The sequence below is a fragment of the Kitasatospora sp. NPDC057015 genome (assembly GCF_042673745.1).
In the GTDB taxonomy this organism is placed as follows: domain Bacteria; phylum Actinomycetota; class Actinomycetes; order Streptomycetales; family Streptomycetaceae; genus Kitasatospora.
Window position 1 is genome coordinate 154,329 of sequence record NZ_JBHUSG010000001.1, and the last position, 25,500, is coordinate 179,828.

Here is a 25,500-nt window from a genome sequence, read left to right on the forward strand (position 1 = left end):
CGGCCGGGGCACCCGGGTCAGTCGATCACCAGGCTGAACCAGACGGTCTTGCCGGTGGCCGTCGGCCGGGCACCCCAGCCGCGGGCGAGCACCTCCACCAGGCACAGGCCCCGGCCGTCCTCGCTGGCCTGGTCGGCGAACCGGGGCACCGGCAGCGTGGGGCTGGTGTCCGCGACCTCCACGGTCAGTTCCCGGGCCGTCCGGTGCAGGCGCAGCCCGATCGGCCCGCTGGCGTGCCGGACGGCGTTGGCGATCAGCTCGGAGCTGAGCAGGCAGGCGGTGTCCTCGGCCTCGGAGCACTCCCAGCTCCCGAGGGTGTCCCGTAGGAAGCGGCGGCCGGCCGCCGCCGAGGAGGCGAGCGCCGGGAGTTCGACGGCGGCGGTCGCCAGCGGCGGGGCGGGCAGGTGGGCGAGCAGCAGCGTCACGTCGTCGGCGCAGCGATCCGTCCTCGGCAGCATCGCCCGGAGCACCCGGTCGGCGACCACCTCCAGGTCCGGTGTCTGGATGAAGGACCGTTCCAGCTCGCCGGCCAGTGCGGAGAGTTGGACACCGATGTCGCTCTCCGGGGTCTCCACCAGGCCGTCCGTGTACAGCACCAGCGTGGAGCCGGGCGGGACGGGGAGCGTCGTCTGCTGGTGCGGGATGTCGCCCACCCCCAGCGGAACGCTGACCGGCGCGAGGAGTTCGCGCACCGTGTTGTCCGGGGAGACCAGCAGGGCCGGCAGGTGGCCGGCCGAGCAGATGGCCACCTCACCGGCGTCCGGGTCGATCACCAGGTAGCAGCAGGTGACCAGTTGGTCGGGCAGGTCGGCGACCACCGCGTCCAGGGCCCGCATCAGCTGCCGCGGGGGCATGCCCGTCTTGGCCAGTGCGTGCGCGGCGGAGCGCAGTTGTCCCATCACCGCGGCGGCCTCCAGCCCCCGTCCCATGACGTCGCCGACGATGACGCCGATGCGCCCGGCGCCGAGCGGCACCAGGTCGAACCAGTCGCCGCCGACGCCCGCGCCCTCGGTCGAGGCCAGGTAGCGGCTCGCGGTCCGCATGCCGGGGATGTCGGGCGGCGAGCCCATCAGGCTGCGCTGCAGGGTGAGCGCGATGTGGCGCTGCTGCTCGTAGAGCCGGGTCAGCTCCAGTTCGGCCCGTTTTCGGTCGGCGACGTCACGGACGATCGCGGACGCGCCGCAGATGTCCCCGTACTGGTCCCGGGTCGGCCAGAGGGTGACGTCGACGTGGAGCAGCCGTCCGGTGGAGGCCACCCGGAGCGCCTCGTGGTTCTCCACCCGCTCGCCGCGCGCGAGCCGCTCCAGCAGGGCGCTCACCTCCTCCTTGAGGTCGGGCGGGGCGAGCGTCGCGATGTGGCGGCCGATCGCCTCCTGCGGGGCGTATCCGTAGAGCCGGTGGGCGGCGGCGTTCCAGTAGGTGATCCGGCCGTCCAGGGTGTGGGTGATGATCGCGTCCTGCGAGGACTCCACCAGCGCCGCGAGCTCGGTGATCCTGACCTCCGCCGCCTTGCGGTCGCTGACGTCCCGGATGGCCGCGGAGACCAGCAGTCCCTCGGCGGTCTCCAGCGGGCTGAGGCTGATCTCGACCGGGAACTCGGTGCCGTCCCGCCGCAGCCCGTAGAGGTCGAGTCCGGAGCCCATCGGCCGGGTGCGCCGGGTGACGGTGTAGCCGCTGCGGTGCCGGGGGTGGTGGGCGCGGAACCGCTCCGGCAGCAGGGCCTCCACGGGTCTGCCGAGGAGTTCGTCGCGGTGGTAGCCGAACAGCGCCTCGGTCTGCGCGTTGACCAGTCTGATGACCCCGCGGTCGTCCACGATCACCATCGCGTCCGGTGCGGACTCCAGCAGCCCCCGGAAGCGCTGTTCCGCGGCACGGAGTTCGTCCATGTCCCGGCCGGCGACGCTCTGGCGGGGTATGGCCGCGGTACCGGCAGCACCTCGGTGCAGGGGGTCTTCGGTCTGGTGACTGCGCGGGGTGACCATGGAAGAGGACGCTAGTGAGATCGCGGGGACCGGTGGACCGATGTGCGGAAACCACCTGGAATGGACTGCTTCCGCCCGCTCCTGACACTTCTCGACCGAACCGGCACACACCGCCGTGTGCGCCCGGACGGCGCTGCCCGTGACCTCCCCGGGCGACCGGGCGACCGGGTCACCGGCGTCGGCGTCGGCGTCGGCGTCGGCGTCGGCGTCGGCGGACTGACGGCAGGCCGACGGCGGACCGACCGGACGGAGCCGGGGCCCGCCGCACGGATCAGCCCGGTGCGCCGTCCGCCGGGGGGAGCGGGACCCGCCACACCAGCACGGTCCCCCCGCCGGGGCGCGGACCGGCCCGGAAGCTCCCACCGAGGCGCTCCGCCCGCTCCGCGAGGTTGGCGAGCCCGCTCCGCGGCGCGCCGTCCGGGATGCCGACCCCGTCGTCGGTGACCGTCAGGATCAGCTCCGCCGCGACGCTCAGGGTCACGTCGACCGTGTGGGCCCGGGCGTGCCGGAGGACGTTGGACAGGGCCTCCGCCAGCACCGCGACCACCTCGTCACCCACCGGCTGGGGCACCCGGACGTCCAGCAGCCCGTCCATCCTGAGCGCGGGGGCGAAGCCCAGGCCGGCGGCGGCCCGGTCGACCGCGGCGACCACCCGGCCCCGCAGCCCGCGGGCCGCCGGACCGCCTTCCTTGGCCCGCAGCCCGAAGATGGTGGAGCGGATCGTGCGCACCGTCTCGTCGAGGTCGTCGATGGCGCGCAGGACCCTCGCGGACGCCTCCGGGTGGTCGATGAAGCGGGTGGCGCCCTGCAGCGTCATCCCGGTCGCGAACAGCCGCTGGATCGCCAGGTCGTGCAGGTCCCGGGCGATCCGGTCGCGCTCCTCCAGCAGCGCGACCTGCTCGGAGTCCCGGCGGCGCCCGGCCAGCTCCATCGCCACGGCGGCCTGGCCCGCGAACCCCGCCAGCGGACCGGACTCCTCCGGTCCGAAGACGGGCTCGCCCGCCGCCCGGGCCAGCATCAGCACGCCGCGGACACCGCCGTCCACCGTCCCGATCGGCACCGCCACCGCCGGTCCGAGGCCGGCCCAGCGGGGCGGCCCCGCGGTGATCCTCGGGTCCCCGCGCACGTCGGCGGTGGAGACCGGGCCGCCGGCCGCGAGGGCCGCGCCGACGAAGGACCCCTCGGTGGGCAGGATCAGCCCCCGGTGCGCGTCCGCGTCCAGCCCGACGGCGACCCGCACCTCCAGGGCGGCTGCGTCCGGGACGGGCACGGCCACCACGGTCAGGTCCGCGCCGGCGATCTCACCGGCCCGGGCGATCAGCAGGTCCAGCACCTCCTGCTGCGGTCGGCCCGACAGCAGGCGGTTGGTGACCTCCGCGCTCGCCGCCAGCCAGCGCTCGCGCAGCCGGGCCCTGGTGTAGAGCCGGGCGTTGTCGATCGCCACCCCGGCGGCCACCGCGAGCGTCGAGACCACCGCCTCGTCCTCGGCGTCGAACTCGGCGCCGCCGCGCTTCTCGGTGAGGTAGAGGTTGCCGAAGACGCTGCCGCGGACCCGGATCGGCACACCGAGGAAGCTGTGCATCGGCGGGTGGTGCTCCGGCACGCCGTACGAGGACGGGTGCTCGGAGAGCTCGGTCAGGCGCAGCGGCTCGGGGTGGCGGATCAGTTCGCCGAGCAGACCGTGGCCCCTGGGCGGCGGGCCGATCCGCTCGATCCGCTCCCGGTCGACGCCGACGGGGACGAACCGCGCCAGCCGCCGGTCCTCACCGATGACGCCGAGGGCGCCGTACTCGGCGTCCACCAGCGCCACGGCGGACTCCACGATGTGCTGGAGCACCTGACCGAGGTCGAGGTCCCGGCCGACCGCGAGCACCGCCTCCAGCAGGCTGTTGACCCGGTCCCTGCTGCCGCGGGCGGACTGCAGCCGCGCCTGGAGCCCGCTGAGCAGGTCGTCGAGGTTCGGTTGCGCCGGGCTCCCGGGGGTGGGGCCGGGTTGCGAGGTCGAGCCCACCGCACCCTCCGTCCGCACGGGCCGCAGCCGCCGGCGGCCCGGATTCCAGGCTAGGTCAGCGGGCCCGGACCGTCCCTCCGGGCTGGCTCCCGCACGGCCTACGGCCTGCCGGGCCCGTCCACGGCGGGGTCGACACCGTCCGTCGCGGGGTCCAGCACCTCGGAGAGCGGCAGGCGGGGCGTCGGCGGGCCCTCCGGCCCGTACCCGAGGCGGAGGAACACCTGCGCGTGGCCCGGGCCCTGCTTCGGATCGCGGGCGGCCCAGCGCAGCTCCGGCCACTCCATGGCCTGGTGCAGGAACGATGCCCGGACCTGGTGGACGGTCGCCGCCAGGAGCACGTGCTCCAGCGCGATGCCGGCCCGGAGCCAGTCCACCGGCGCGTCGCCCCGGGTGGCGAGGACGGCGATGCACGGTTCGCTCTCGAACGGTGCCGGCGGCAGCGGCTCGGGCGGGTGGATCGCCGAGAAGTCCCGCATCGGCAACCGCCCGGCGCTGTCCTGCGGACCGAGCGCGGCGCGGGGAATCCCGTACGCGGGCGCGTCGGGCCCCTGGACCCAGCTGCGGCTCTCGGTACTGCGCGCCGGGTCCGTGGTGTTGCGACGCTCGGCCTCCGCGGTCAGCTCCAGCAGCCGGGCCTTCTCGGCGCCGACGGGGAAGTACAGCACCGCCTCCTCCGCCAGGGCGGTCTCGGCGAGCAGGTCGAGCACGGCGGCGGGGATCGGCGGCCCGGCGAACGGCCTGCGGACGGTGTGGCGTCGCCAGATCGCCCCGTACAGGTTCTCGGTGCCGGCGAGCCGGGCGTGCGACAGGTCGTCCAGCTCGACGGTGGCCAGCAGGTCGGGTGCGGTGGAGTCGGGCAGCAGCCGGACCACCGGCGCCCAGCCCAACCGGCGTGCGGCGATGCGGAGGTTGAGCACGGCGGCGCCCACGGAGATGTGCAGCGCACGCCCGTCCGGGTCGGTGACCGGCAGCGAGCGCTCCGGGCGGGCACGCACCTCCAGCGTCGACGTCTCCGGGTCCAGCCGGAAGTGCCAGGGCTGGCTGTTGTGGATGGACGGTGCGGCGACCGCCGCGGAGATCAGCTTCTCCAGCGCGGCGGCGTCGAGGGCCAGGGTGTCCATGGCGTTCTCCGTGAATGGGCGGGGTGCGGCGGCGGGTTCAGCCGGAGGCCGGCCCGCCGGGGCCCGATCGGGGGCGGGTCTGCACGAGGGTGTCCAGGCGGTGGCGGTACTCGTCGGCGTCGATCTCGCCTCGGGCGAAGCGTTCGGCGAGCAGCTGCTCCGGTGACGGTGGTGGGGCGGGCACCCCGCCCGGGGCGCCCTGCCGGGGCAGGCGGCCGAGGTAGCGGATCAGGGCGACGGCGACGACCACCGACAGGCCCAGGAACAGCAGCATGCCGAGGGCCATCAGGCCGAAGCCCCACCCGTTCATGTCGTGGTAGTGGTGGTACCTCATCGCGGGCTCCCGGTCGTGGGGCGGGGCGGTTGCCTCCCCTCCACGATGCGCCCGTTCGCGGTGCCCGCGCTTGGGCCGGTCGGCCCGAACCGGCGGACCGGAGGGCTCACCGCGGGCGGGGCGGGTGCTGCTCGGCGTCGGCGTGGGCGGCCATCACGGCTGCCTGGAGCCGGCGTTCGACCCCGAGTTTGGCGAGCAGCCGCGACACGTGGTTCTTCACGGTCTTCTCGGCGAGGTAGAGCTCCCCGCCGATCTCCCGGTTGGTCTTGCCCTCGCCCACCAGCACCAGGATCTCCCGCTCGCGCGGGGTCAGCTGCGCCAGCGCGGCGTCGTCGCTCTCGTCCTGGTGTCTCAGGCTCTCCATCAGCTGCCGGGTGGTGGCCGGGTCCAGCATCGACTGGCCGGACGCCACCGTCCGCACCGCGCTGACCAGGTCGGCGCCCTTGACCTGCTTCAGGACGTACCCGGCGGCACCGGCCATGATCGCGTCCAGCAGGGCGTCGTCGTCGTCGAAGGAGGTCAGCATCAGGCACGCCAGGCCGGGCAGCCGGTCCCGCAGCTCCCGGCAGACGCTCACCCCGTCACCGTCCGGCAGCCGGACGTCCAGCACCGCGACCCGGGGGCGCAGGGCCGGCACCCGGGCCAGCGCCTCCGCACACGTGCCGCCCTCACCGACGACCTCGATGTCGGGCTCGGCCTCCAGGAGGTCCCGCACCCCGCGTCGCACCACCTCGTGATCGTCCAGCAGGAACACGCGCAGCGGCTGCCCCGGCTCGCGGACCTCGGTCACGGTCACGTCCATCGCTCGTCTCCTGAACCGGACGGCGGGCCCCTGCCTCGATTGTCCCCGTGCCGGGATCCGGACGCAGCGGGCAGCGGGCGCCCGGAGGGTGCGCGGCCCGGCGCCGCGCACCCGCAGGTCAGATCACGTCGGCATCAGGCCGGGTGCGGGGGGCGCAGCTCGCTCGCGATCCCGTGGGCCCAGGCCCGGATGTGCTCCGGGTCCCGGTGGTCGCCGCCCTTGCCGTGCCTGACCAGGGCGTGCGCCACCCACCCCGGGGTCTCGGACGTGATGCTGCCGCCGAAGGTGACGTGCCCCCGGGCGTGCAGGTGCTCCATCACCTTGGCCGCACCGCGCACCGGCGCGATCTCGTGCCGCTCGGCCGAGTCGTCCGTCGGGCCGCTGCTGAACAGCCAGACCGGGCGGGCGGCCAGCGCCTCGGCATTGCGATCGGCGCAGTGCAGGGCGTCGCGCTGCCAGTGGCCCGCGTAGAGCGCGCTGCCGAGGACGACGGCGTCGAACTCCGTCACGTCCCGGACCTCCGCCGCGGGGACGACGTCCGTCTCGAAGCCGTCCTGTTCCAGGGTGCGGCCGATCTCCTGCGCGATGCCGGCGGTGGCGCCGTGCTTGCTGCCGTAGGCCACCAGGATCCTCTGCCTCTTCATGACGTTCCTCCTCGGTGTGCCTCGGTGCGGGCTACCGCGCCGCCGGCTTCCGGCTTCCGAACCGCGTACGGCGCCGACGGCCGCTACCGACCGGTGCGGCCGACGGTTCCAGCGTGGGCCGGCGCCGGGCACCGGGCCAGGGCCGGTCGGCCCGTTTCGGCGGGCCGACCGGCTGCCGCCCCGGAGCCGCGCGACCCTGCCACCCGCGCCGATCGAGCGGCTCGACCCTGCCACCCGCGCCGATCGCGCCTACCGTACGAACAGGGGCCCGTGATCTCCGGGCCGCCGCACGATCACCGGTGGAGGAGCCATGGCGTCCGCCAGCAAGCGCCGTCCCGTCGTCCTCGGCGTCGACGCCCGGGGCCCCGGCAGGCTCGCGACGGCCTGGGCCGCCGACGAGGCGGATCGCCGCGGACTGCCACTGCTGATGGTCCATGCCGTCCTGCGGGCGCCCGCCGAACCGCGCACGTTCGCGAAGCGGCACGCCGAGGAGCTCCACCACGACGGCCGCCAGTTGCTCGACGAGGCCACCGCGCTGGTGGGCGAGCGGCACCCCGGTCTGGAGGTGACCGGCACCCTGGTGGACGGCAACCCCGGCCAGGTCCTGTGCCGGGCCTCGCGGCAGGCCGAGCTCGTGGTGCTCGGCTCGCGCCGGCTCTCCCGCGCGGAGGAGTTCCTCAGCGCCTCGTCCGTGGCCGTGCCGGTCAGCGCGCAGGCCGACTGCCCGGTGGTCGTGCTGCGCGAACCGGAACCCGTCGCCCAGGGCCGGCCCTACGTCGTGGTGGGGGTGGACGGCAGCCCGTCCTCGGCCGCCGCGGCCGACGTGGCCTTCGACCTGGCGGCCCGGCGGGGAGCCGCCCTGCGCGCCGTCTGGGTCTGGCAGTCGCCGCCGCTGGCCCGGGTGGACGAGCCCGCGACCGTCGAGGCGCTGAGGCGGCTGCTGGCCGAGACGACCGGCGGCCACGCCGCCCGGTACCCCGACGTGGAACTGACCCGCGAGGTGATCCGCGGCCACCCCGTGGAGGAGTTGGTCAAGGCCTCGGAGCACGCCCTCGCCGTCGTGGTCGGGCGCCGCGGCCACGGCGGATTCACCGGCATGCGACTCGGCTCGCTGCCGCACGGCCTGCTGCACCACGCCCACTGCCCGGTCGTCACCGTGCCCCGACCGCCCGACCCACCGGACGCGTGAGGCCCACAGCACGACACCGGTAGGCACGAGACGGGCACCGGGTGCGGGCACCGGGCACCGGGACGGGCACCGGGTCCAGGTGGAGCCCGCCCCCGGCTCGCCCGCAGGGGCGTCCGGGGCGAGGGTGGGTGCGTACCGGGTGGAGGCCCGGCCCGCCCGGATGCGGCGCAGGCCTCCGGACGGGACGTGAGCCTCCGGGCGGGACGCGAGGAGGAAGGGCCATGATCGTCGACTGCGCGCACTACCGGGACGGAAGCCGGCAGCACGAGGGACCGATGCCGCTGGAGGCCGCCGCCGCCCGCTGCACCCAGGGCGGGTTCGTCTGGCTGGGGCTGTTCGAACCCTCACCCGAGGAGATGGAACGGGTGCAGGAGAGCTTCGGACTGCACGAACTGGCCGTCGAGGACGCCCAGGCCCTCCACCTGCGGCCGAAGGCCGAGCAGTACGAGGACGGTACGGAGCTGATCATCCTGCGCACCGCGCGCTACGACGACGAACGCGAGGAGATCGACACCGGTGAGATCAGCGTCTTCCTCGCCGAACACTTCGTGATCACCGTCCGCCAGGGCATCGCCAGCGAACTGGCCGGCGCCCGCGGCAGGCTCGAAGGCCGCCCCGAACTGCTGCGCACCGGCAGCGGCTCGACGCTGTGGGCGATCCTCGACCAGGTCGTGGACAGCTACTCGCCGGTCGTCGCGGAGCTGGAGCACGATATCGAGCAGATCGAGGCCACGGTCTTCTCCGGGACGGTCGCACCGACCGAGCGCATCTACTTCCTGCGGCGCGAGGCCACCGACTTCTACCGGGCCGTGCACCCGCTGCTGGCCGTGCTGGGCCGACGGCTGCAGCCCAGCGCCTCGTCACCGACGGACCTGCTGCCCTACCTCCGCGACGTGCACGACCACCTGCTGCTGGTCAACGAGGAGGTGGCCGCCCAACGGGACCTGCTGACCACCGTCCTGGAGGCGAACATCGCGGTGATCTCCGTCGAGCAGAACAAGATCACCCTGCGGCAGAGCGCCATCATGGAGCGGCTGACGATCGTCGCGACGGTGTTCCTCCCGCTGTCCTTCGTGGTCGGGTTCTTCGGACAGAACTTCGGGTGGCTGGTCGACCACATCAGCGGCTTCGCCGCGTTCCTCTCCCTCAGCGTGGTCGGACTGCTGCTGCCGTGCCTGGCCCTGTACGTCTGGTTGCGTCAGCAGCGCCGCCGGTCGGTCTGAGGAGCGCGCGCCGCACCGGCGAGGGACGGACTCCGCTCAGCCGTCGGCCGCGTTCCTGGTGCGCAGGATCGCCCAGCCGACCAGCGCCGCGGCCGCGCCCGTGAGCAGCAGGCCCGCGATCGTGACGGCCCGGTGGAACTCCGCGCTCTGCGCCGCGCTCCAGTGCGACGTGGCGATGTCGCCGGTGAACAGCACCGCGAGGACGGTGCCGCCGACGGCGATGCCGACCCCGGAGGTGACCTCGGTGGCGGTGTCGGTGAGCGCCGCGCCGATCGAGGTCCGGTTCTTCGGCAGGCCGCGGAGCACGTTGACCGCGGCGACGACGCCGACCACGCGCATCCCGGCGGCCACCAGCGCGAGGGCGATCGCCACCCACAGGTACCCGAAGCCGCTCAGCAGGCTGTAGACCGCGAGCCCGAAGACCACGGCCGTGGCACCGATCCACGAGGCCCGGCCGCTGCCGACCCGCTCCACGAGCGGGCCGACGAGAGGCCCGGCCGCGAGCAGGACGACGACCTGCGGCAGCATGCCGAGGGCCGCCAGGCCGGGCGTCCACCCCCAGTCGAGCTGCAGCTGCAGCGTCACCAGGTAGCCGAGGCCGGCGGTCGCCAGGCCCGCCGCGGCCTTGTAGGCCAGGCCGCCGGAGACGAGGGGGCGGGCGACGAGGCGGAGGTCGAGGAGCGGGTGGCGCGCCGAGAGCTCGCGGTGAACGAACAGCAGCGCCCCCAGGGCTGCGGCGGCGGTGGCCGTCCACGGCTCCCAGGAGCCGGCGCCCTGACTCACGAACAGCGTGGGCGCGACGAGCGCCGGCACGATCGTCGCCGTGCCGAGCACCGCGCCGAGGACGTCCACCGGGTCGCGGTGCAGGTCGGCGGCGTCGTCCTCGGCGATGCCGGCCCGGACCCCGACGATCGCGAGCACGGCGATCGGCACGTTCACCAGCAGCAGGGCCTGCCACGGGGCGATCGCGAGGACGAAGCCGCCCACCGTCGGGCCGACCGCGAGACCGACCAGGCCCACGGTCGAGATGAGGGACGTCGCGCGGATCCGCAGGTCCTCGGTGGTGAACAGCCGGAAGGCCAGCGCCATCGACACCGGCGTGGTCATCGCCGCCGCGACGCCCGTCACCGCGCGGACGGCGATCAGCTGCTCCGCGGTCGTGACGAAGGCGGTCGCCAGGCTCGCGAGGCCGAGCAGGGCCAGGCCGGCGAGCATGATCCGCCGCCGGCCGTACCGGTCGGCCGCCGCGCCGAACACCAGCATCGACCCGCCGAACACGACGGCGTACACGCTGGTCACCCACTGGAGCGCGAGCGTCGAGGCGTTCAACTCCCTGCCGATCGTGGGCAGTGCGACGGTCAGGATCGAGTTGTCCAGCATCTCGAACAGGAACACCGCCGACAGTCCGGCCAGGGCCACCCGGGCCTCGCGCAGGGACCGGGGTGGGCCGGGCGGCCGGATCGCCGGTGGGTCGGCGGCCGCGGGCGTGGGCCGGGTCTCGTGGGGAGCGGTCATGCCAGCCACCTAAGATACAGAGTCCTATCTTACGGCTGCCAGAGTAGGGCGCTAGAATAAGATAGGCAAATCTATCCAAGGGAGGTACGGGATGCCCGAGCGACGTCGCGGGGCGGCACTGGAGAAGGCACTCCTCGATGCGGCCTGGGAGGAGCTCACGGCGAGCGGGTACGCCGGGTTCACCATGGACGCCGTCGTCCGGCGCGCGGGCACCAGCCCTCCCGTCCTCTACCGCCGCTGGTCCGACCGCGACGAACTCGTCCGGGCGGCCATCGTCCACGTCCTGCGCGAGCACCTGCTCGACGTCCCCGACACCGGGAGCCTGCGGGAGGACGTCCTCACCCTGATGCGGGAGATCAACGCCACCCGCGTGCAGCTCGTCACCGTCATGAGCGTGCACCTCGCCGGCTACTACCAGCGGACCGGAACCAGCCCTGGCGACCTGCGCGACCCCCTCGCGACGGGGCGCAAGGAATCCGTCGACGTGCTCTTCGAGCGCGCCGTCGCCCGCGGCGAGATCGACCCGGGACGCCTCACCGACCGCATCAGGTCCCTCCCCTTCGACCTGCTGCGCCACGAGGTCCTCACCACCTTCGCCCCCGTACCCGACCACGTCCTCGAAGAGATCGTCGACACGGTCTTCCTCCCCCTGGTGCGGTGACGCGGGCGGGGCCGCGGGTGAGGCCGCGGCGGAGCCCTCGCGCCTTCCGGGGCCTCACGCCTCCCCAGGCCGTGCGCCTTCCGCCGACTCGTCAGCCGACGTGCACCCGCGGTCGGCGGGTGCGGTCGGACTCGGCCTCCCGCAGCACCTCCCGGGTGACGGGCGCGACCTCGCCCTGGCCGAACAGGAAGAACCGCAGGAACTGCGCGAACGGGTTGCCCTCGGTCCACTCGAAGTAGATGTGCGGCTGCTGCCCGGTCGCGTCCCGCACGTGCAGCAGCAGCGCCGCGAGCGCGTTCGGGATGCTGGAGTGCTCCAGCGTCAGGACGCGGTAGCGCCCGTGCAGCACCTCGCCGCGGACCGTCAGCTCCGCCTCGAAGTCGGACGGGTCGCGGACGGTGACCTCCACGAACACCAGGTCGTCCTCGACCGGGATGTCGTTGTCCGTCCGGATCTGCTGGAGCTTGTCCCGGTACTCGGCGATGTCCCGGTTGTCGGGCTCGTTGGCGATCAGGCGGATGGTCCGGTTCGAGCAGTCCCGGACGAAGCGTTCGGCGACCTGGTCGAGGACCACGTCGGTGACCCGCAGTTCGAACGCCCGGGCCAGCCGGGAGGCCAGCGAGACCAGCACGATCGCGGCGATGAAGCAGGCACCGATCTTCACGCCGTCGGGCCGCTCGGCGATGTTGTCGCCGGTGGTGTAGACGAAGACCGCCGCGATGATCGCGAAGCCCACCGTCCAGCCGCGCTGGCCGGCCTTGTGCGCGGCGATGGTCACCGCGATCGCCGCCGAGGTGATCAGCACCAGGACACCGGTGGCGTAGGCGCCGCCCTGCTCGTCGACGCTCGCGTCGAAGATCCAGGTGATCAGGAAGGCGACCCCGGTGAGCACCAGCACCATCGGCCGCACCGCCCGCGCCCAGTGCGGCGCCATCCCGTAGCGCGGCAGGTAGCGGGGCATCAGGTTCAGCAGGCCCGCCATCGCGGAGGCCCCGGCGAACCAGAGGATCGCGATGGTGGACACGTCGTAGACGCTGCCGAAGGCACCGCCGAGGTACTCGTGGGCCAGGTAGGCCAGGGCGCGGCCGTTGGCCGCGCCGCCCGGCTCGAAGGCCGCGGGCGGGATCAGCAGGGTGGTGATGAAGCTGGTGGTGATCAGGAACACGCTCATGATCACGGCGGCGGTGGTGAGGAGCTTGCGGGTGCCGCGGATCCGCCCGGTCGGCTGCTCCTCGGTGTCGCCCTCGTCGCCCTCGATGTGCGGCATCACCGCGACGCCGGTCTCGAACCCGGACAGCCCCAGGGCCAGTTTCGGGAAGACCAGCACGGCCACCCCGATCATCGCCACCACGTTGCCGTGCTCCGCGGTCAGCGCGTTCGTCCAGTCCGTGACCAGGTCGGGCGCCGTCAGCACGTGCCACAGGCCGACCGCGACCACCACCACGTTCAGCGCGAGGTACACCGCGACCAGCACCACGGCCACGCCGATCGCCTCGCTGAAACCCTTCAGGAAGACCGCCCCCAGCAGGGCCACCAGGATCATCGTGATCAGCACCTGACGGCCGTGCAGCGCGCCGGTCAGGTGCGGGTTCTCCACCAGGTGCGCGGTGGCGTCGGCGGCGGACAGCGTGATGGTGATCACGAAGTCGGTCGCGGCGAAGCCGAGCAGGGCCAGCACGAACAGCTTGCCCTGCCAGAACGACAGCAGGCGCTCCAGCATCGCGATCGAGCCCTGCCCGTGCGGGCTCTCCTGGGCCACCCGCCGGTACACCGGCAGCGCCCCGCACAGCGTGACGATCACCAGCACGACGGTCGCCACCGGCGACAGCAGACCGGCCGCCAGCGCCGCGATGCCGGGCTGGTAGCCGAGGGTGGAGAAGTAGTCCAGGCCGGTCAGGCACATCACCCGCCACCAACGCTGCCGGTGCTCCGCGGGAGCTTCGGCGTGCGGGCCCGGGTGCTGCTTGACCCGGTCCGAGGTGCCCTCCAGCAGCCACGCCCGCAACCGCTGCCGCGCCGACGGCGAGGAACCGCGAGCACCCGAAGCCGAAGTCACCACCCTGCACTCCCGTCGACCGCCACGAACCCCCAGCCCCCTGCCCTCAGCCTCCTGCCGGCCGGACGGGCGACCGCGTCAGCCTAAGCGGGCCGCCACCATTCAACCGGGCAGGCTCGGGGCCGGCGACGACACGTCACCCCATTGGCGGCCGGGCAGGCCCGAGGACGTCGGGGAGGGCGGGGAGGGTGGGGAGGCCCGGGATGGCAGGGAGGGCAGGCAGGGCAGCGCAGGGCACGGCCGGGGTCAGGGCACGCGCAGGGTGAGAACCGCCGTGTGCAGCTGCCCGGCGGTCTGGAACTGGAGGAAGACCCGCCAGTTCCCGGACTCGCCGACCATGGCGTCGAAGGTCAGCGTCGGACCGCCGTGATCCCCGTCGACCGCGTTCCCGGGGTGGAGATGGGCCAGCGCCTGGTCACCCTCGTGAAAGGCACTCAGATGGGCGTAGCTGTCGAGGTACGGCTGGAGGTCGGTGGTCGGCTCGCCGTCCCTGGTGACGGTGACGGTGAGCCGCTGGGTCATCGGCCCCGTCGACCCGGCCTTCAGGGTGACGGTGTAGCCGTCGACGGTCGTGCCGTCGGCCGCCGCGGGCAGCGGCTCGGCGGCGGTCTCGCCGGGCACGGACACGGTGCGGCTGAGGACGAACTCCCTGCCCTTGCCCCGGCCGGTGTTCGGCGTGAACGCGGCGTACAGCCGCCAGCTGCCGGGCGTGAGGGCGGCCAGGTCGGCGGTCCAGCCGCCGTCGGCGGCCATCGCCGGGTGCAGGTGCTGATAGCCCGTGAGATCCGTGCGGATCGCGTAGAAGTGCAGCCGCCTGGTCTGGGCGACGGCGAAGTCGGTGACCGGCGATCCGTCGGGGCCGAGGACGGTGAACGGGTAGCTCACCGCCTGGCCGGCCGGGAGGGTGGCGACCGGGGAGTCCAGCCGGTAGCCGCCCAGTTCTCCGACGAGCCCCTCGCCGGAGGCCATCCCGGGCATCACCGGAGCGGCCGACGACGGCGACGACGGCGACGACGGCCGGCCGGGCGTCGGCGCGGCGCCGTGCCCCCGGCCCGCCGCCCCCGAACCCTCGGGGCCCCCGGACGGACCGGTGGCGCCCAGCAGGAACAGGAGCAGCCCGGCCGCGGCTGCCAGCACGGCCCCCCAGCGGAAGACCGAGCGAGTGGAAGCGAACATCATCGAAGCCTTCCGTCCCGTGGGGCCGGAAACCTGAACAGCGCCCCACAGGACAGGAGACCCGTGCCGGGCACGGCGATAACGGAAATCCGCCGGGCGCGGTCGCAGGAGCCCCGCGTCCGCGTCGGTCCGTGACGGGCCGACCGGCCACGACGCCCCGGTACGGTACGGGCGCTGCCGGGGCGAGTGGTCGCGACCACCCGCCCCGGCGGCGGCGTCAGCCGGCCAGTTCCGCGCGGACTTCCCTGGCCGCGGCGACCAGGTTCTCCAGCGAGGCGCGGGTCTCCGTCCACCCGCGGGTCTTCAGCCCGCAGTCGGGGTTGACCCAGAGCCGCTCGGCCGGGACGGCGGCCAGGCCGGCGCGGAGCAGGGCGGCGGCCTCCGCGCTGCTCGGCACCCGGGGCGAGTGGATGTCGTAGACGCCCGGACCTACCTCGCGCGGGTAGCCCGCCCCGGCCAGCTCGTGGGCGACCTCCATGTGCGAGCGGGCCGCCTCCAGCGAGATCACGTCGGCGTCGAGCCCGTCGATCGCGGTCATGATCGCGCCGAACTCGGCGTAGCACATGTGGGTGTGGACCTGGGTGTCCGCCCGGACCCCCGAGGTGGTGAGCCGGAACGACTCCGTGGCCCACGCCAGGTACGCCGGCCGGCCGGCGGCCCGCAGCGGCAGGGTCTCGCGCAGGGCCGGCTCGTCGACCTGGACGACGGCGGCGCCGGCGGCCTCCAGGTCGACGACCTCGTCGCGCAGGGCGAGGGCGACCTGACGGGCGGTGTCGGCGAGCGGCTGGTCGTCGCGGACGAAGGACCAGGCGAGCATGGTGACCGGGCCGGTGAGCATGCCCTTGACCGGCCTGTCGGTGAGGTCCTGCGCGTAGCGGAACCAGTCGACGGTCATCGGGTGCGGGCGGGAGACGTCGCCGGCCAGGACCGGCGGGCGGACGTAGCGGGTGCCGTAGGACTGCACCCAACCGTGCTGGGTGGCCAGGTACCCGGTGAGCTGCTCGGCGAAGTACTGGACCATGTCGTTGCGCTCGGGCTCGCCGTGCACCAGGACGTCGAGCCCGGCCTTCTCCTGATAGGCGATCACCTCGCGGACCTCGGCGCGCATCAGGTCCTGGTAGGCGGCCTGGTCGATCCGGCCGGCGCGCAGGTCGGCGCGGGCGACCCGCAGGTCGGCCGTCTGCGGGAAGGAGCCGATGGTGGTGGTGGGCAGCAGGGGCAGGCCGAGGCGGGCGCGCTGGGCCTCGGCGCGCTCGGGGTAGGCCTGCGCGCGGCGGGCGTCCCCGGGGGTGGTGGCGGCGGCCCTGGCACGGACGACCGGGTCGCGGGTGAGCGCCGAGGCGGCGCGGGAGGCCAGGTCGGCCCGGTTGGCGGCGAGTTCGGGGAGAATCGCGTGGGTGCCCTCGCGCAGGCCCCGCGCCAGGGTGGTGATCTCCTCGGTCTTCTGACGGGCGAAGGCCAGCCAGCGGGCGACCTGCGGGTCGAGGTCGCGCTCGGCGCCCGCGTCGAGCGGGACGTGCAGCAGGGAGCAGGACGGCGCGACGTCCACCCGCTCGGCCAGGCCCAGGAGGGTGGCCAGGGTGGAGAGGGACTTCGCCAGGTCGTTGATCCAGATGTTGCGGCCGTCCACCACACCGGCCACCAGGCGCTTGCCGGGCAGTCCGCCGACGGCGGCGAGGTCGTCGAGGTTGCCCGCGGCCGGTCCGGTGAAGTCCAGGCCCACCCCCTCGATCGGGGCCCCGGCGAGGACCTTCAGCGCCTCGCCGGCCCGGTCGAAGTAGGTCGCGACGAGGATGCTCGGCCGTTCGGTGAGGGCGCCGAGATCGCGGTAGACCCGCTCGGCGGCGTTCAGTTCGGCCGGGGTGCGGTCCTGCACCAGGGCTGGCTCGTCCAGTTGCACCCACTCGGCGCCGGCGGCGCGCAGGTCCGCGAGCAGCTCGGCGTAGACGGGCAGCAGCCGGTCGAGCAGGGTGATGGGTTGGAAGTCGGCGGCCGCTTCGGGCGCGGGCTTGGCCAGCAGCAGGTAGGTCAGCGGGCCCACCAGCACCGGACGGGCGGCGCGGTGGCCGAGCAGGAGCGCCTCGCGCAGTTCGGAGACCGCCTTCGCGGAGTTCGCCGCGAACACCGTGTCCGGGCCCACCTCGGGCACCAGGTAGTGGTAGTTGGTGTCGAACCACTTGGTCATCTCCAGCGGGGCCGCGTCCTGGGTGCCGCGGGCCATCGCGAAGTAGCCGTCCAGCGGGTCGGCGGCCACCGCGGCCCGGTGGCGCGGCGGGATCGCGCCCACGGCCACGGTGGTGTCCAGCACGTGGTCGTAGAGCGAGAAGTCGCCGGTGGGCACCTCGGTGACGCCGGCCTCCGCCAGCTGCCGCCAGTTCTCGCGGCGCAGTCCGGCGGCGGTGGCCCGCAGGGACTCGGCGTCGACGCGGCCGGCCCAGTACCCCTCGATCGCCTTCTTCAGCTCCCGGTTCGGGCCCTGCCTCGGGTAGCCGTACACGGTGGCCTGCACGGTGACCTGCGGGATGGCCTGCGGGGTGGTGGAACTCGATGACACGGAACTCTCCTTCGCGAGTCGCGTTGCGATCCCGGGAGAGCACGAGGACGAGAGAGCACGACAGGGGGCGTGGCACCAGGATGTGCCCGCCCGCTCCGCCGACCTGCCCGCGAGGTCACCGAGATCACCGCGTGCGGTCGCACACGGGCAGTGGCAGGTCTTCGGACTCGTGGGCACGCCGGGCCTGTCGGCCTCCGACACCTACTGGCCGTCGCTTCCCGGGCCCCTACGGGGCTCAGTGCATGTGACGGCGGTCGTTCCCACTCACCGCTGCGGGGCAGTCCCGGATTCACACCGGGTTCCCTCTTGCGACGCGCCTGCCTGGCTGGCAGGGCGAACCGACTGCGAGGCACAGCCTAGGCCGATCCGGACGGTCCTGTCGGCGATTGTCCGGATGGCGGATGGCGGCGTGGACCCGCAGCCCGCCGTCGGCCGGGATCCCGGCGCCGCGGACGACCCACGGACCGGGCCGTACGCGGGCCCGGTCCGTGGGCGCGTGCGCCGGCTCCCCGCCGGCTCCCCGCCGAGGTCGAGGCCGGAGCAGCGGCCGGGCGACGACGACGGGGTGGCGGGGGGCGGGGAGCGGGCGGACCGTCCGCGTGCCCCTCCGCGCCGAGGGACTCCCCTCCGCGCCGAGGGACTCCCCTCCGCGCCGAGGGACTCCCCGGCGCGCGGCGGCTACCTCAGGCGCGCGTCGGCGGCGAGCTCCTCGACCAGCTCCTGCACGCGCTCCTCGGACAGGCCCCGGGACGCGAACCAGGCGCCGACGTTGCGCACGTCCCGTTCCAGGAAGGAGCGCCCGCGCGGGTTGGCGACGACGTCCACGATCTGCGGCACGTCGATGATCACCAAGCGCCCGCGGTGGACGAGGATGTTGTAGGCCGACAGGTCGCCGTGTGCGTAGCCGCCGACCGCGAGCAGCGACAGGCTGCGGCCGAGCTGCTCCCAGAGATCGTCGATGTCGGCTTCCTCCGCCCGCAGTTGGGCGAGTCGGGGCGCTGCCGTGCCGTCGGCGTCACCGACGAACTCCATCAGGATCTCGGTCCCGGTGATCTGCACCGGGTACGGGACGGCCACCCCGGCCGACCAGAGCCGGCACAGCGCGCCGAACTCGGCCGCCGCCCACTGCCCGGCGATGGCCTCCTTGCCGAACGCCGTGCGCTTGGCCATCGCCCGGCTGATCCGGGACTCCTTGTGCTGGCGGCCCTCCAGGTAGCCCGAGTCGCGGTGGAACATCCGGTGCTGGGAGTCCCGGTAGCGCTTGGCCGCCATCAGGGTGCGCCGCTCGGTGCCCGGCACGCGGCGCTCCAGCAGGAAGACGTCGGCCTCCTTGCCGGTCTTCACGATGCCGAGTTCGGTGTCCACGGCCGCCAGTTCGGTCACCACCCACGCGGGGCGCGGCTCGGGCCCCTTCTCGGTGGGGGTGGACTTGTCCCAGGTGGACCAGCGGTCGCCCTCGGCGGGGCCGTCGGTCACCGGGGCGGGAGAGGCGAGGTCGTCCGGGTCCACGGGGAACCCGTCCCCCTCGGAGGGGAGGTACTCGCCCTCGAAGTCGTCGAACCGGTCGGACCGTCGGCCGCGCCGGGCCCCGCCCTTGGGACGGATACGGGAGAAGGAATCGCTGTCGGCAAAGCGCTCACGCACTGCGGTGGCTCCTGAGGAGTGGCCCACCGGGGTGCGTCCGATACGACGCGCTGTCAGCCGGTGGGGAGATGACGAACGAGGAGGGCGTATGGCGCGCACACGAAGGCGCGCCGCGACAGGGCGGCAACCATCCGGACACACCTCCTCGACGTCAGGTCCTGGCGCGGAGATCCGCGAGGACGTCAGTACCCTAGCCGCTCCCTCCCGCGGCGCAACCGAATTTCCGCCGCCGAGTCCCACCGGCCCCGGTCCGGCGGTCCGGGCCGCGCACCGGGGCGACGAACGACCCCGGGGCTCTGCTCTCCGTCCACCCGCACGCGGACGCGGCCCGACGCGACGGGTGGCCCGGCCGACCGCGAAACCACTCTGTCAAAGGCGACACGGAACGCTTGGCACAGTGATCGATTGCGGCGCCGCCCCGCAGGCCGGAGACTCCTAGAGCTCCGCCGGGCCGGGTACGGGGGCGCTCTCCGGGCCCGTCCGGTCGCCACCGCCGACCCCTACGGCGCCGCACGGCGGCCGACCCCGGTGATCCGGCTCCCCCACGATCCGCGCGCCGACGACCCCGAGGTGACCATGACGGCCTTTCCGGTGGACCCCGCCCCGACCCGCCTGCCCGCGCCCAGGAGGGTGCGGTTGATGCCGCTGGTGGCACTGATCTTCTTCAGCGTCTCCGGCGGCGCGTACGGCATCGAGGAGCTGTTCTCGACCTCCGGGCCCGGCATGGCGATCCTGCTGATCGTGCTGACCCCGCTGATCTACAGCGTCCCGCACGCGCTCGTGGTGGCGGAGCTCGGCACCGCGATCCCGGCGGAGGGCGGCTACTACCACTGGGTCAAGCGCGGGCTCGGCAGGTTCTGGGGCTTCCAGCAGGGCCTGCTGCAGTGGGTGTGCAGCTTCGTCGACATGGCCGTCTACCCCGTCCTGTTCACCAGCTACCTGCAGAGCCTGGTGGGCGCGGTCGCCCCCGGTGAGCACGTGCTGTTCCGACTGGGGAACCTGCAGTTCGACCTCAACTGGTTCATCTGCGTCGCGGTGATCGTGGTGTTCACCCTGCTCAACCTGCTCGGTGCGGGCTGGGTCGGGGAGTCCTCGGTGGTCTTCGCGGTGGTCTGCCTGGTCCCGATGCTGATCCTCTCGGTGATCGGCATCGTGCACCTGGCGAGCGACGGGACGAACCCGGTCGGCTCCCTCACCACCGGCTCCGACCAGTCGACCTGGAACGCCTTCGGGGCGGGCCTGTTCATCGTGATGTGGAACTACTGCGGCTGGGACAGCGTGTCCAACGTGGCCGGCGAGATGGAGAACCCGCGCCGCCACCTGCCCCGGGCGCTCGCGATGTCGATCGTGCTGATCATGATCGGGTACCTGCTGCCCACCATCGCCTCCCTGGCCACCGGCGCGGACGGCGAGGCGGGCTGGCGGAACTGGGAGGCCGGCTCCTTCTCCGCCGTGGCCGAGCAACTGGCGGGCCCCTGGCTCCAGATCACCGTCACCGTGGGCGGCATGTTCGCCGCGGTGGCCATGTTCTCCGCACTGCTCGCCTCCAACTCGCGACTCCCGGTCGTCCTCGCGAAGGACGGCTACTTCCCGGCGTGGCTCGCCAGGGAGAGCCCGCGCTACCGCGTGCCGATCGCTTCCGTGCTCGGCTCCTCGCTGATCTACGCGGTGTTCTGCCTCAGCAGCTTCACCAACCTGGTGATCTTCGACGTCTTCCTCACCAACATCGGGATCCTGCTGGAGGTCGCCGCCCTCGTCGCGCTGCGGCTGCGGGAGCCGGACCTGGAGCGCCCCTACCGGATCCCCGGCGGCTGGTGGAGCATCGGCGCCATCGTGGCCAGCCTGCTGGCGGTCTGCGCCTGGGCCGCCTGGCAGCAGTACGTGGAGAGCGGGACCCAGGCCGTGACCTACGCAGCGGTGGTGGTCCTCGGGTCGTGCCTGCTCTACCCGCTGCTCGCCCGCCGGGCCGAGCGCGTCCGGGCCGCCGCGCTGCCCGGGCAGCGCGGCGAGGCCGCGGACCTCACCTCGGCGTCCTCGTAGCGGGATCGCGCCCACGCCACCCCGGGCGCCCGCCCGGTCGCGGGGTACCGCATCCGGCCTGCCCGGCCACCGGGCCGACGACCGCCACCCCCGACGGGCCGGCGCACGTGCGTTGCGCGGACGGTCGCCGGCCCGTCGGGGTGGCGGGCGCCTCCGGTCGGCCACGCCGTCCCGGGCGAGCGGGCCCGTCCGGGACGGGGGCCCGTGCGGGAGAGCCGGGCCGAAGGCCGGTGAGCTCCACGGGCCGGGAGCCGGCGGCGCTCACCGGGTCGGCTTCCCGGGCTCACCGGGCTTACCGGCGCAGCCGTCGGGGCACGATACCCGGCGTGCGGATGCGGATCCTGGACGACACCGAGCTCCTCCACCGCGAGGCGACCTGGCTACGCGAGATCGCCTCCCATACCCGCTGGTGCGTCGACGAGTTGGGTGACCTGGACGAGGACACCCGGCGGCGGATCCGGTCGGCGATGCTGTCGGCCTGGATCCGCTACCGCTGCCCGATCAGCGTGCAGCTCGTCACCAACTACGTCGCCTTGGTCACCACCGCCGTCGGCATGACGGCGGCCTGCGCCGCCGCGGGGGCCGTCGCCGGGGCCGTCGCAGGAGGCGGCGGTTCGCCCCGGGCGCCCTGGTGGCTCTTCGCGCTGGCGGCCTTCGCCGCGGCCTGCCTCAGCTCGATCGCGGTGGGCCGGCACGAGATGCGTGCCATCGCCGCGTTCGTCCGCCGGCTGGGAGTCCGGGCGACCGTCGGCCGGATGGTCCGGATGGCGCGCCCCGGCCTCTGGTTCCCGATCGTGGTCAACCTGGTCCTGGTCCTGGTCGGTGTCGCCGCCGCCTCGGTGACGCTCACCACCGCGCTGTCCTCCCCCGCCGAGCGGCGGCCGGTCATCGCCGCGGCGGCCCTGTTCGGCGCCGTCCTCGGGCTCGGCGTGCCCCGCTGGATCTGCCTGCTCCAGGAGTTCCTCCGCTCCCGGTACCGAAGGCCGTTCCGGCCCCGCCCCCTCGACGGCGTACTCGTCCAACTCACCTGCGCCGCCGCCGTGTGCCACTGGCTCCGCCCGTCCTGGTGGACACCGCGGACGGTGCGGAGCGTGCGCCTGCGCCTCGGCTTCGCCGTCGCGGCCGCCAACGACACGTGGGCCGTCCGGCACCGGACGTCCTTCACCGAGCTGGCCGCCCGGCGGGAGGCCCGGCGGTTCCACGCCGCCCTGGCCGAACTCGTCCGGCGGCACGACCGGGCGCTCACCCAGGTCCGCACGGCGCAGGAGTACGACGCGATCGCTGCCTCGCTGCGCGCCGGGGTGGTCGCCCTCGCCGAGGGGGACCTGACGTCCCTGCTGGAGCACAGCGCTCCGGAACCGCCTGTCTCCCGGGCCGTCCGCCTCCTGCGCCGCATCGGCCCCAGCCTCGTCCTGGTGGCGTTCGCGCTGGCCATCCCGCTGCTGCCCGGCGTGGACGGCGGCACCGGGGCTGGCGTGCGGGTGCTGCTGCTGATGACCGCCGCCCTGTCGCTGACCCCGGCCGGCGACGCCGCGTCCACCTCCGTCCGGTCCGCGCTCGAACGATCGCTGTTCACCGGACGGGGCCAGTGACGCGGCGGTCGGGGTCCGTCCCGTCCCGCGCGGGGCCTACCGCGGGGGGACGGGGCGGTCGTAGACGTGGTCCGGGGTCACGATCCCGGTGATCGCCCGGGCGAGGAGCGAGGACGGCTCCTGACCCTGGGAGGGGATGTCGGTGTTGATCAGAAGCACCAGGGTGGCCCGCTGCGAGGGCAGGTGGACGGTCACGCTCTCGTAGCCGGGGATGGAGCCGTTGTGCCCGATCCAGCCGCCGGTCTCGAAGATGCCGAGTCCGTAGCCGGTGCCGGGGAACCCGGTCGGCAGCATCGTCAGCCGCTCCGCCTGGGTCTCCGGGCGGAGCAGGGTCCCGGTCGCGACGACCTCGGCCCAGCGGCGCAGGTCCCCGAGGTCCGAGATCATCGCCCCGGCGGTCCAGGCCCAGCTGGGGTTCCAGTCGGTGGTGACGGCGATCTCGCCGTTCAGGGTCTGGTCGGTGTACCCGCTCGGGTGCGGCCCGGGGAACTCCGCGCCGCCGGGGAAGAGCGTGTGCCGCAGGTGGGCCGGGCGCAGCACCCGCCGGCGGATCACGTTGGCGGCGCTGCGGCCGGTGACCTTCTCGATCACCAGGCCGAGCAGGACGAGGTTGCTGTTGGAGTACTGGAACTCCTCGCCCGGCGCGAAGGTGTTGTCGTGCCTGAAGCCGTACGCGAGTGCCTCCCGCGGGGTGAACGAGCGGCTCGGATCGCTCAGCAGGTCGTGGACGAAGTCCGGGTCCTCGGTGTACGGGAACAGGCCGCTGCGCATCTCGGCGAGCTGGCGCAGCGTGATCCCCTCTCCGCCCGGCACGCCGTCGACGTAGGCGGAGATCGGGTCGTCCAGCCCGATCCGGCGGTCGTCGACGAGTTCGAGCAGGGCGGTGACCGTGAAGGTCTTGGTCTCGCTGCCGATCCGCAGGAACTGGTCGGTGGTCATCGGGCGGCCGGTGGTGGTGTCGGCGACGCCGGTCGCGCGGACGTAGCTCCCCCTGCCCGGCATCCACAGTCCGGCGATCACGCCGGGGATGCCGGCCGACCGGCGGACGTCCTCGATGGCCCGGTCCAGCCGGGCGGTCAGCTCGGGGCCGAGGCCGCCCGGCGGGCACTCGTCCTCGTCGTACCGGACGACGCCCGCGGCGTGGACGGCCGTGGCGGGAGTCGCCGCCGTCGGGGCCGACACCGACGCCGCGAGCACCGCCGCGGCGAACAGTCGGCGGGCGGGGGTACCTCGCATGTGGGGATGCTTCTTCCAGGTCGGGGCTCGGATGGCAACGTCACCATCCGAGCCCCGGCCGGAGGCCCCCGTCACGTACGCGGTGCGGCGAGTCCACTCGTTCGGAGCCACCCGGTCACCCGAGGACGGGCAGGGGTGCAGGGCGGGCAGGGCGCACGGCGGGCAGGGTGCACGGCAGGAAGGGGGCGGGGCGGGCGGCGGCCTACGGCCGCAGCTGGGTGGCGAGCGCCTCGGTGATCTTCTTGAGCGACTCGCCGGCCAGGGCGGGGTCCGCCTTGGCGACGGTGGATCCCTGGGAGACCACGAGCGCCAGGTCGCCCTTGCCCGCCACCGCGACCCGGGCGACGGCGGCCGAGCCCCGGCCCGGGGTCACTCTGGTCTGGCCGATCCCGGGCGCGTCCTTGGAGAACGCGATCACCTCGTCGGCCCCGAGGTTGCCGAGGGAGGCGATCCGCGGCAGCGCCAGGTTGACGGCGACCCCGTCCGCACCGGTGGCCACGAGGTCGATCTCCACCGGGGCGTCCGAGGCGGTGAAGGTGCAGACCACGAAGGTGTTCGGCGGGACGGCTGGGACGGAGGCGACCCCGGACGGCTTGGGCTGCCCGCTGGGCCAGGCCTGGGCGGGCTTGCCCGGGTCGAGCGTCCCCTTGGCCGCGGGGTCGCCGCCGGACGCGGCCGGGGTGACGGTCCGTTCGGCGCCGGCCGCCTTCAGCGCCGCGGCGAGGTCGAGGCCGAACGGGCAGGCCGACGTGGCCGTCAGCTGCTTCGCCGTCGAGGTGACCCGGTCGTAGGAGAGCCTGTCACCGTCGGCGGCGGCGGACCCGCCCGAACTCCCGGACGAGGAACAGGCGCTCGCGGCGAACGCCATCCCGGCCGCGCCGGCCAGGACGAGGAGGCGACGGTGCTTGGCTGCTGTGCGATCAGCTGTCATCCGGTCAGCCTAACCGCGGCAGCGGCCCGGACGGGCGGGCGGGCGCCCCGGCGGCCGACGACCGGGCCCGTCGGACGGGCCGGTTGAGCGTAGTCTGGAGAGTGAGGGCCGGTCGCGCGGACGGCACTCGGGGGGCGTCCTGCGCGTCGGCGACGGCCGACCGGTGGCCGGGGGCCTCCGCGCCCGGCCACGACGACGGGAGCACCACCATGACCATTCCCGGGTTCCACGCCGAAGCATCCGTCTACCGCGGCACCGACCTGTACCGGACGGGCCCACCGGCCTCCGCCGGCACCTCCGACCGGATCGCGCCCGCGTGGTACCGGCCCACCTGCGCCGACACCTACTCGAAGTGCAGCTGGAAGTGCAGCTTCGTGTTCCTGGGCCCCGATCTGACGGAGTACGACGACTGCATCAGGGACTGCGACAACGCGTTCGCCGCCTGCACCGACCCGCCGGACCGCAGTCGACGCTAGACGGTCGACGCTAGACGTTCGCGTAAAGGACCGGTCACCCGTCGTCGAGTCGCTCGTCGTCGGGTGACTTCGCGTTCGGTGGGTGACTGCTCGTCACGTCGTCACCCTCGCCAGCCTGGGACGGCTCTCCATCGGACGGGCGACCTCGGCGGGCGTGAACACGGTCGCGCTCCGGGCCGACCCGGCTGTTGACCGGACTGAACCGGCGCGTGACCGGACTGGACCGGCGCGCGGGCCGACCGGACGATCTGCGGCCGACCGTGCGCCGGCTCCCCCTCCGGGTTCGGGCCGGCGGGCGAGGAAGGGCCCACCG

19 protein-coding genes and 1 riboswitch are annotated in these 25,500 nt (G+C 74.1%); of the genes, 6 read left to right on the plus strand and 13 right to left on the minus strand.

The genetic code is table 11. From position 1 onward, the window contains the following. Positions 1-17: 17 nt before the first annotated feature. From ACFTWP_RS00650 to ACFTWP_RS00675, 6 genes are all read right to left on the minus strand, one after another. Positions 18-1,886, minus strand: coding sequence for a PAS domain S-box protein (locus ACFTWP_RS00650; RefSeq protein WP_380261101.1), 1,869 nt, complete (start codon positions 1,884-1,886; stop codon positions 18-20). A gap of 367 nt (positions 1,887-2,253) precedes the next feature. Continuing rightward, a complete protein-coding gene (locus ACFTWP_RS00655; protein WP_380261103.1) occupies positions 2,254-3,993 on the minus strand; it encodes a GAF domain-containing protein in 1,740 nt (579 codons plus the stop codon). A 98-nt stretch (positions 3,994-4,091) separates the two neighbouring features. Further along, positions 4,092-5,114 carry an Acg family FMN-binding oxidoreductase gene (locus ACFTWP_RS00660; RefSeq protein ID WP_380261105.1) on the minus strand — a complete coding sequence of 341 codons (1,023 nt, stop codon included), beginning with the start codon at positions 5,112-5,114 and terminating at the stop codon, positions 4,092-4,094. Between the two features lie 37 nt (positions 5,115-5,151). Beyond that, positions 5,152-5,448, minus strand: coding sequence for an SHOCT domain-containing protein (locus ACFTWP_RS00665; RefSeq protein ID WP_380261107.1), 297 nt, complete (start codon positions 5,446-5,448; stop codon positions 5,152-5,154). A 106-nt stretch (positions 5,449-5,554) separates the two neighbouring features. Continuing rightward, positions 5,555-6,250, minus strand: a complete 696-nt coding sequence (locus ACFTWP_RS00670) for a response regulator (protein WP_380261109.1) — start codon at positions 6,248-6,250, stop codon at positions 5,555-5,557. Between the two features lie 134 nt (positions 6,251-6,384). Next, positions 6,385-6,894 carry a flavodoxin domain-containing protein gene (locus tag ACFTWP_RS00675; protein WP_380261111.1) on the minus strand — a complete coding sequence of 170 codons (510 nt, stop codon included), beginning with the start codon at positions 6,892-6,894 and terminating at the stop codon, positions 6,385-6,387. 310 nt (positions 6,895-7,204) lie between these two features. Between ACFTWP_RS00675 and ACFTWP_RS00680 the strand changes: the two genes are divergently transcribed. After that, on the plus strand, positions 7,205-8,083 hold the full coding sequence (locus ACFTWP_RS00680) for a universal stress protein (RefSeq protein WP_380261113.1): 879 nt from the start codon (positions 7,205-7,207) through the stop codon (positions 8,081-8,083). Between the two features lie 221 nt (positions 8,084-8,304). Then, complete coding sequence (locus tag ACFTWP_RS00685) at positions 8,305-9,306, plus strand: magnesium and cobalt transport protein CorA (protein WP_380261115.1); 1,002 nt, start codon at positions 8,305-8,307, stop codon at positions 9,304-9,306. A 36-nt stretch (positions 9,307-9,342) separates the two neighbouring features. Here the strand turns inward: ACFTWP_RS00685 and ACFTWP_RS00690 are convergent, their stop codons facing one another. Continuing rightward, complete coding sequence (locus ACFTWP_RS00690; RefSeq protein WP_380261117.1) at positions 9,343-10,821, minus strand: MFS transporter; 1,479 nt, start codon at positions 10,819-10,821, stop codon at positions 9,343-9,345. Between the two features lie 91 nt (positions 10,822-10,912). On the opposite strand from ACFTWP_RS00690, the gene ACFTWP_RS00695 reads away from it, so the two are divergent. Next, on the plus strand, positions 10,913-11,482 hold the full coding sequence (locus ACFTWP_RS00695; RefSeq protein WP_380261119.1) for a TetR/AcrR family transcriptional regulator: 570 nt from the start codon (positions 10,913-10,915) through the stop codon (positions 11,480-11,482). Positions 11,483-11,573: 91 nt separating this feature from the next. On the opposite strand, the gene ACFTWP_RS00700 is transcribed toward ACFTWP_RS00695, so the two are convergent. The 4 genes from ACFTWP_RS00700 to ACFTWP_RS00715 all read right to left on the minus strand — a co-directional run bounded on the left by ACFTWP_RS00700 (position 11,574) and on the right by ACFTWP_RS00715 (position 18,912). After that, positions 11,574-13,538 (minus strand): amino acid transporter, encoded by a 1,965-nt coding sequence (locus ACFTWP_RS00700; protein WP_380261121.1) that lies wholly within the window; start codon positions 13,536-13,538, stop codon positions 11,574-11,576. A 246-nt stretch (positions 13,539-13,784) separates the two neighbouring features. Next, the gene (locus ACFTWP_RS00705) at positions 13,785-14,714 is read right to left on the minus strand and encodes a hypothetical protein (protein ID WP_380261122.1); all 930 of its coding nucleotides are present in this window, start codon (positions 14,712-14,714) and stop codon (positions 13,785-13,787) included. 217 nt (positions 14,715-14,931) lie between these two features. Then, the gene (gene metE, locus ACFTWP_RS00710; RefSeq protein WP_380261124.1) at positions 14,932-17,268 is read right to left on the minus strand and encodes a 5-methyltetrahydropteroyltriglutamate--homocysteine S-methyltransferase; all 2,337 of its coding nucleotides are present in this window, start codon (positions 17,266-17,268) and stop codon (positions 14,932-14,934) included. Between the two features lie 134 nt (positions 17,269-17,402). After that, a riboswitch (cobalamin riboswitch) is annotated at positions 17,403-17,626 on the minus strand. 320 nt (positions 17,627-17,946) lie between these two features. Then, positions 17,947-18,912, minus strand: a complete 966-nt coding sequence (locus ACFTWP_RS00715) for a serine protein kinase RIO (protein WP_380261126.1) — start codon at positions 18,910-18,912, stop codon at positions 17,947-17,949. A 576-nt stretch (positions 18,913-19,488) separates the two neighbouring features. Between ACFTWP_RS00715 and ACFTWP_RS00720 the strand changes: the two genes are divergently transcribed. Continuing rightward, on the plus strand, positions 19,489-20,952 hold the full coding sequence (locus tag ACFTWP_RS00720) for an APC family permease (RefSeq protein WP_380261128.1): 1,464 nt from the start codon (positions 19,489-19,491) through the stop codon (positions 20,950-20,952). 326 nt (positions 20,953-21,278) lie between these two features. After that, entirely contained in the window at positions 21,279-22,544 is a 1,266-nt protein-coding gene (locus ACFTWP_RS00725) for a hypothetical protein (protein ID WP_380261130.1), read from the plus strand. A 36-nt stretch (positions 22,545-22,580) separates the two neighbouring features. Here the strand turns inward: ACFTWP_RS00725 and ACFTWP_RS00730 are convergent, their stop codons facing one another. Both ACFTWP_RS00730 and ACFTWP_RS00735 read right to left on the minus strand, forming a co-directional pair. Then, positions 22,581-23,780, minus strand: a complete 1,200-nt coding sequence (locus ACFTWP_RS00730; RefSeq protein ID WP_380261132.1) for a serine hydrolase domain-containing protein — start codon at positions 23,778-23,780, stop codon at positions 22,581-22,583. 202 nt (positions 23,781-23,982) lie between these two features. Continuing rightward, entirely contained in the window at positions 23,983-24,711 is a 729-nt protein-coding gene (locus tag ACFTWP_RS00735) for a hypothetical protein (RefSeq protein WP_380261134.1), read from the minus strand. Positions 24,712-24,920: 209 nt separating this feature from the next. Here ACFTWP_RS00735 and ACFTWP_RS00740 point away from each other — a divergent pair, with 209 nt between their 5' ends. Next, the gene (locus tag ACFTWP_RS00740) at positions 24,921-25,187 is read left to right on the plus strand and encodes a hypothetical protein (RefSeq protein ID WP_380261136.1); all 267 of its coding nucleotides are present in this window, start codon (positions 24,921-24,923) and stop codon (positions 25,185-25,187) included. Positions 25,188-25,500 lie beyond the last annotated feature (313 nt).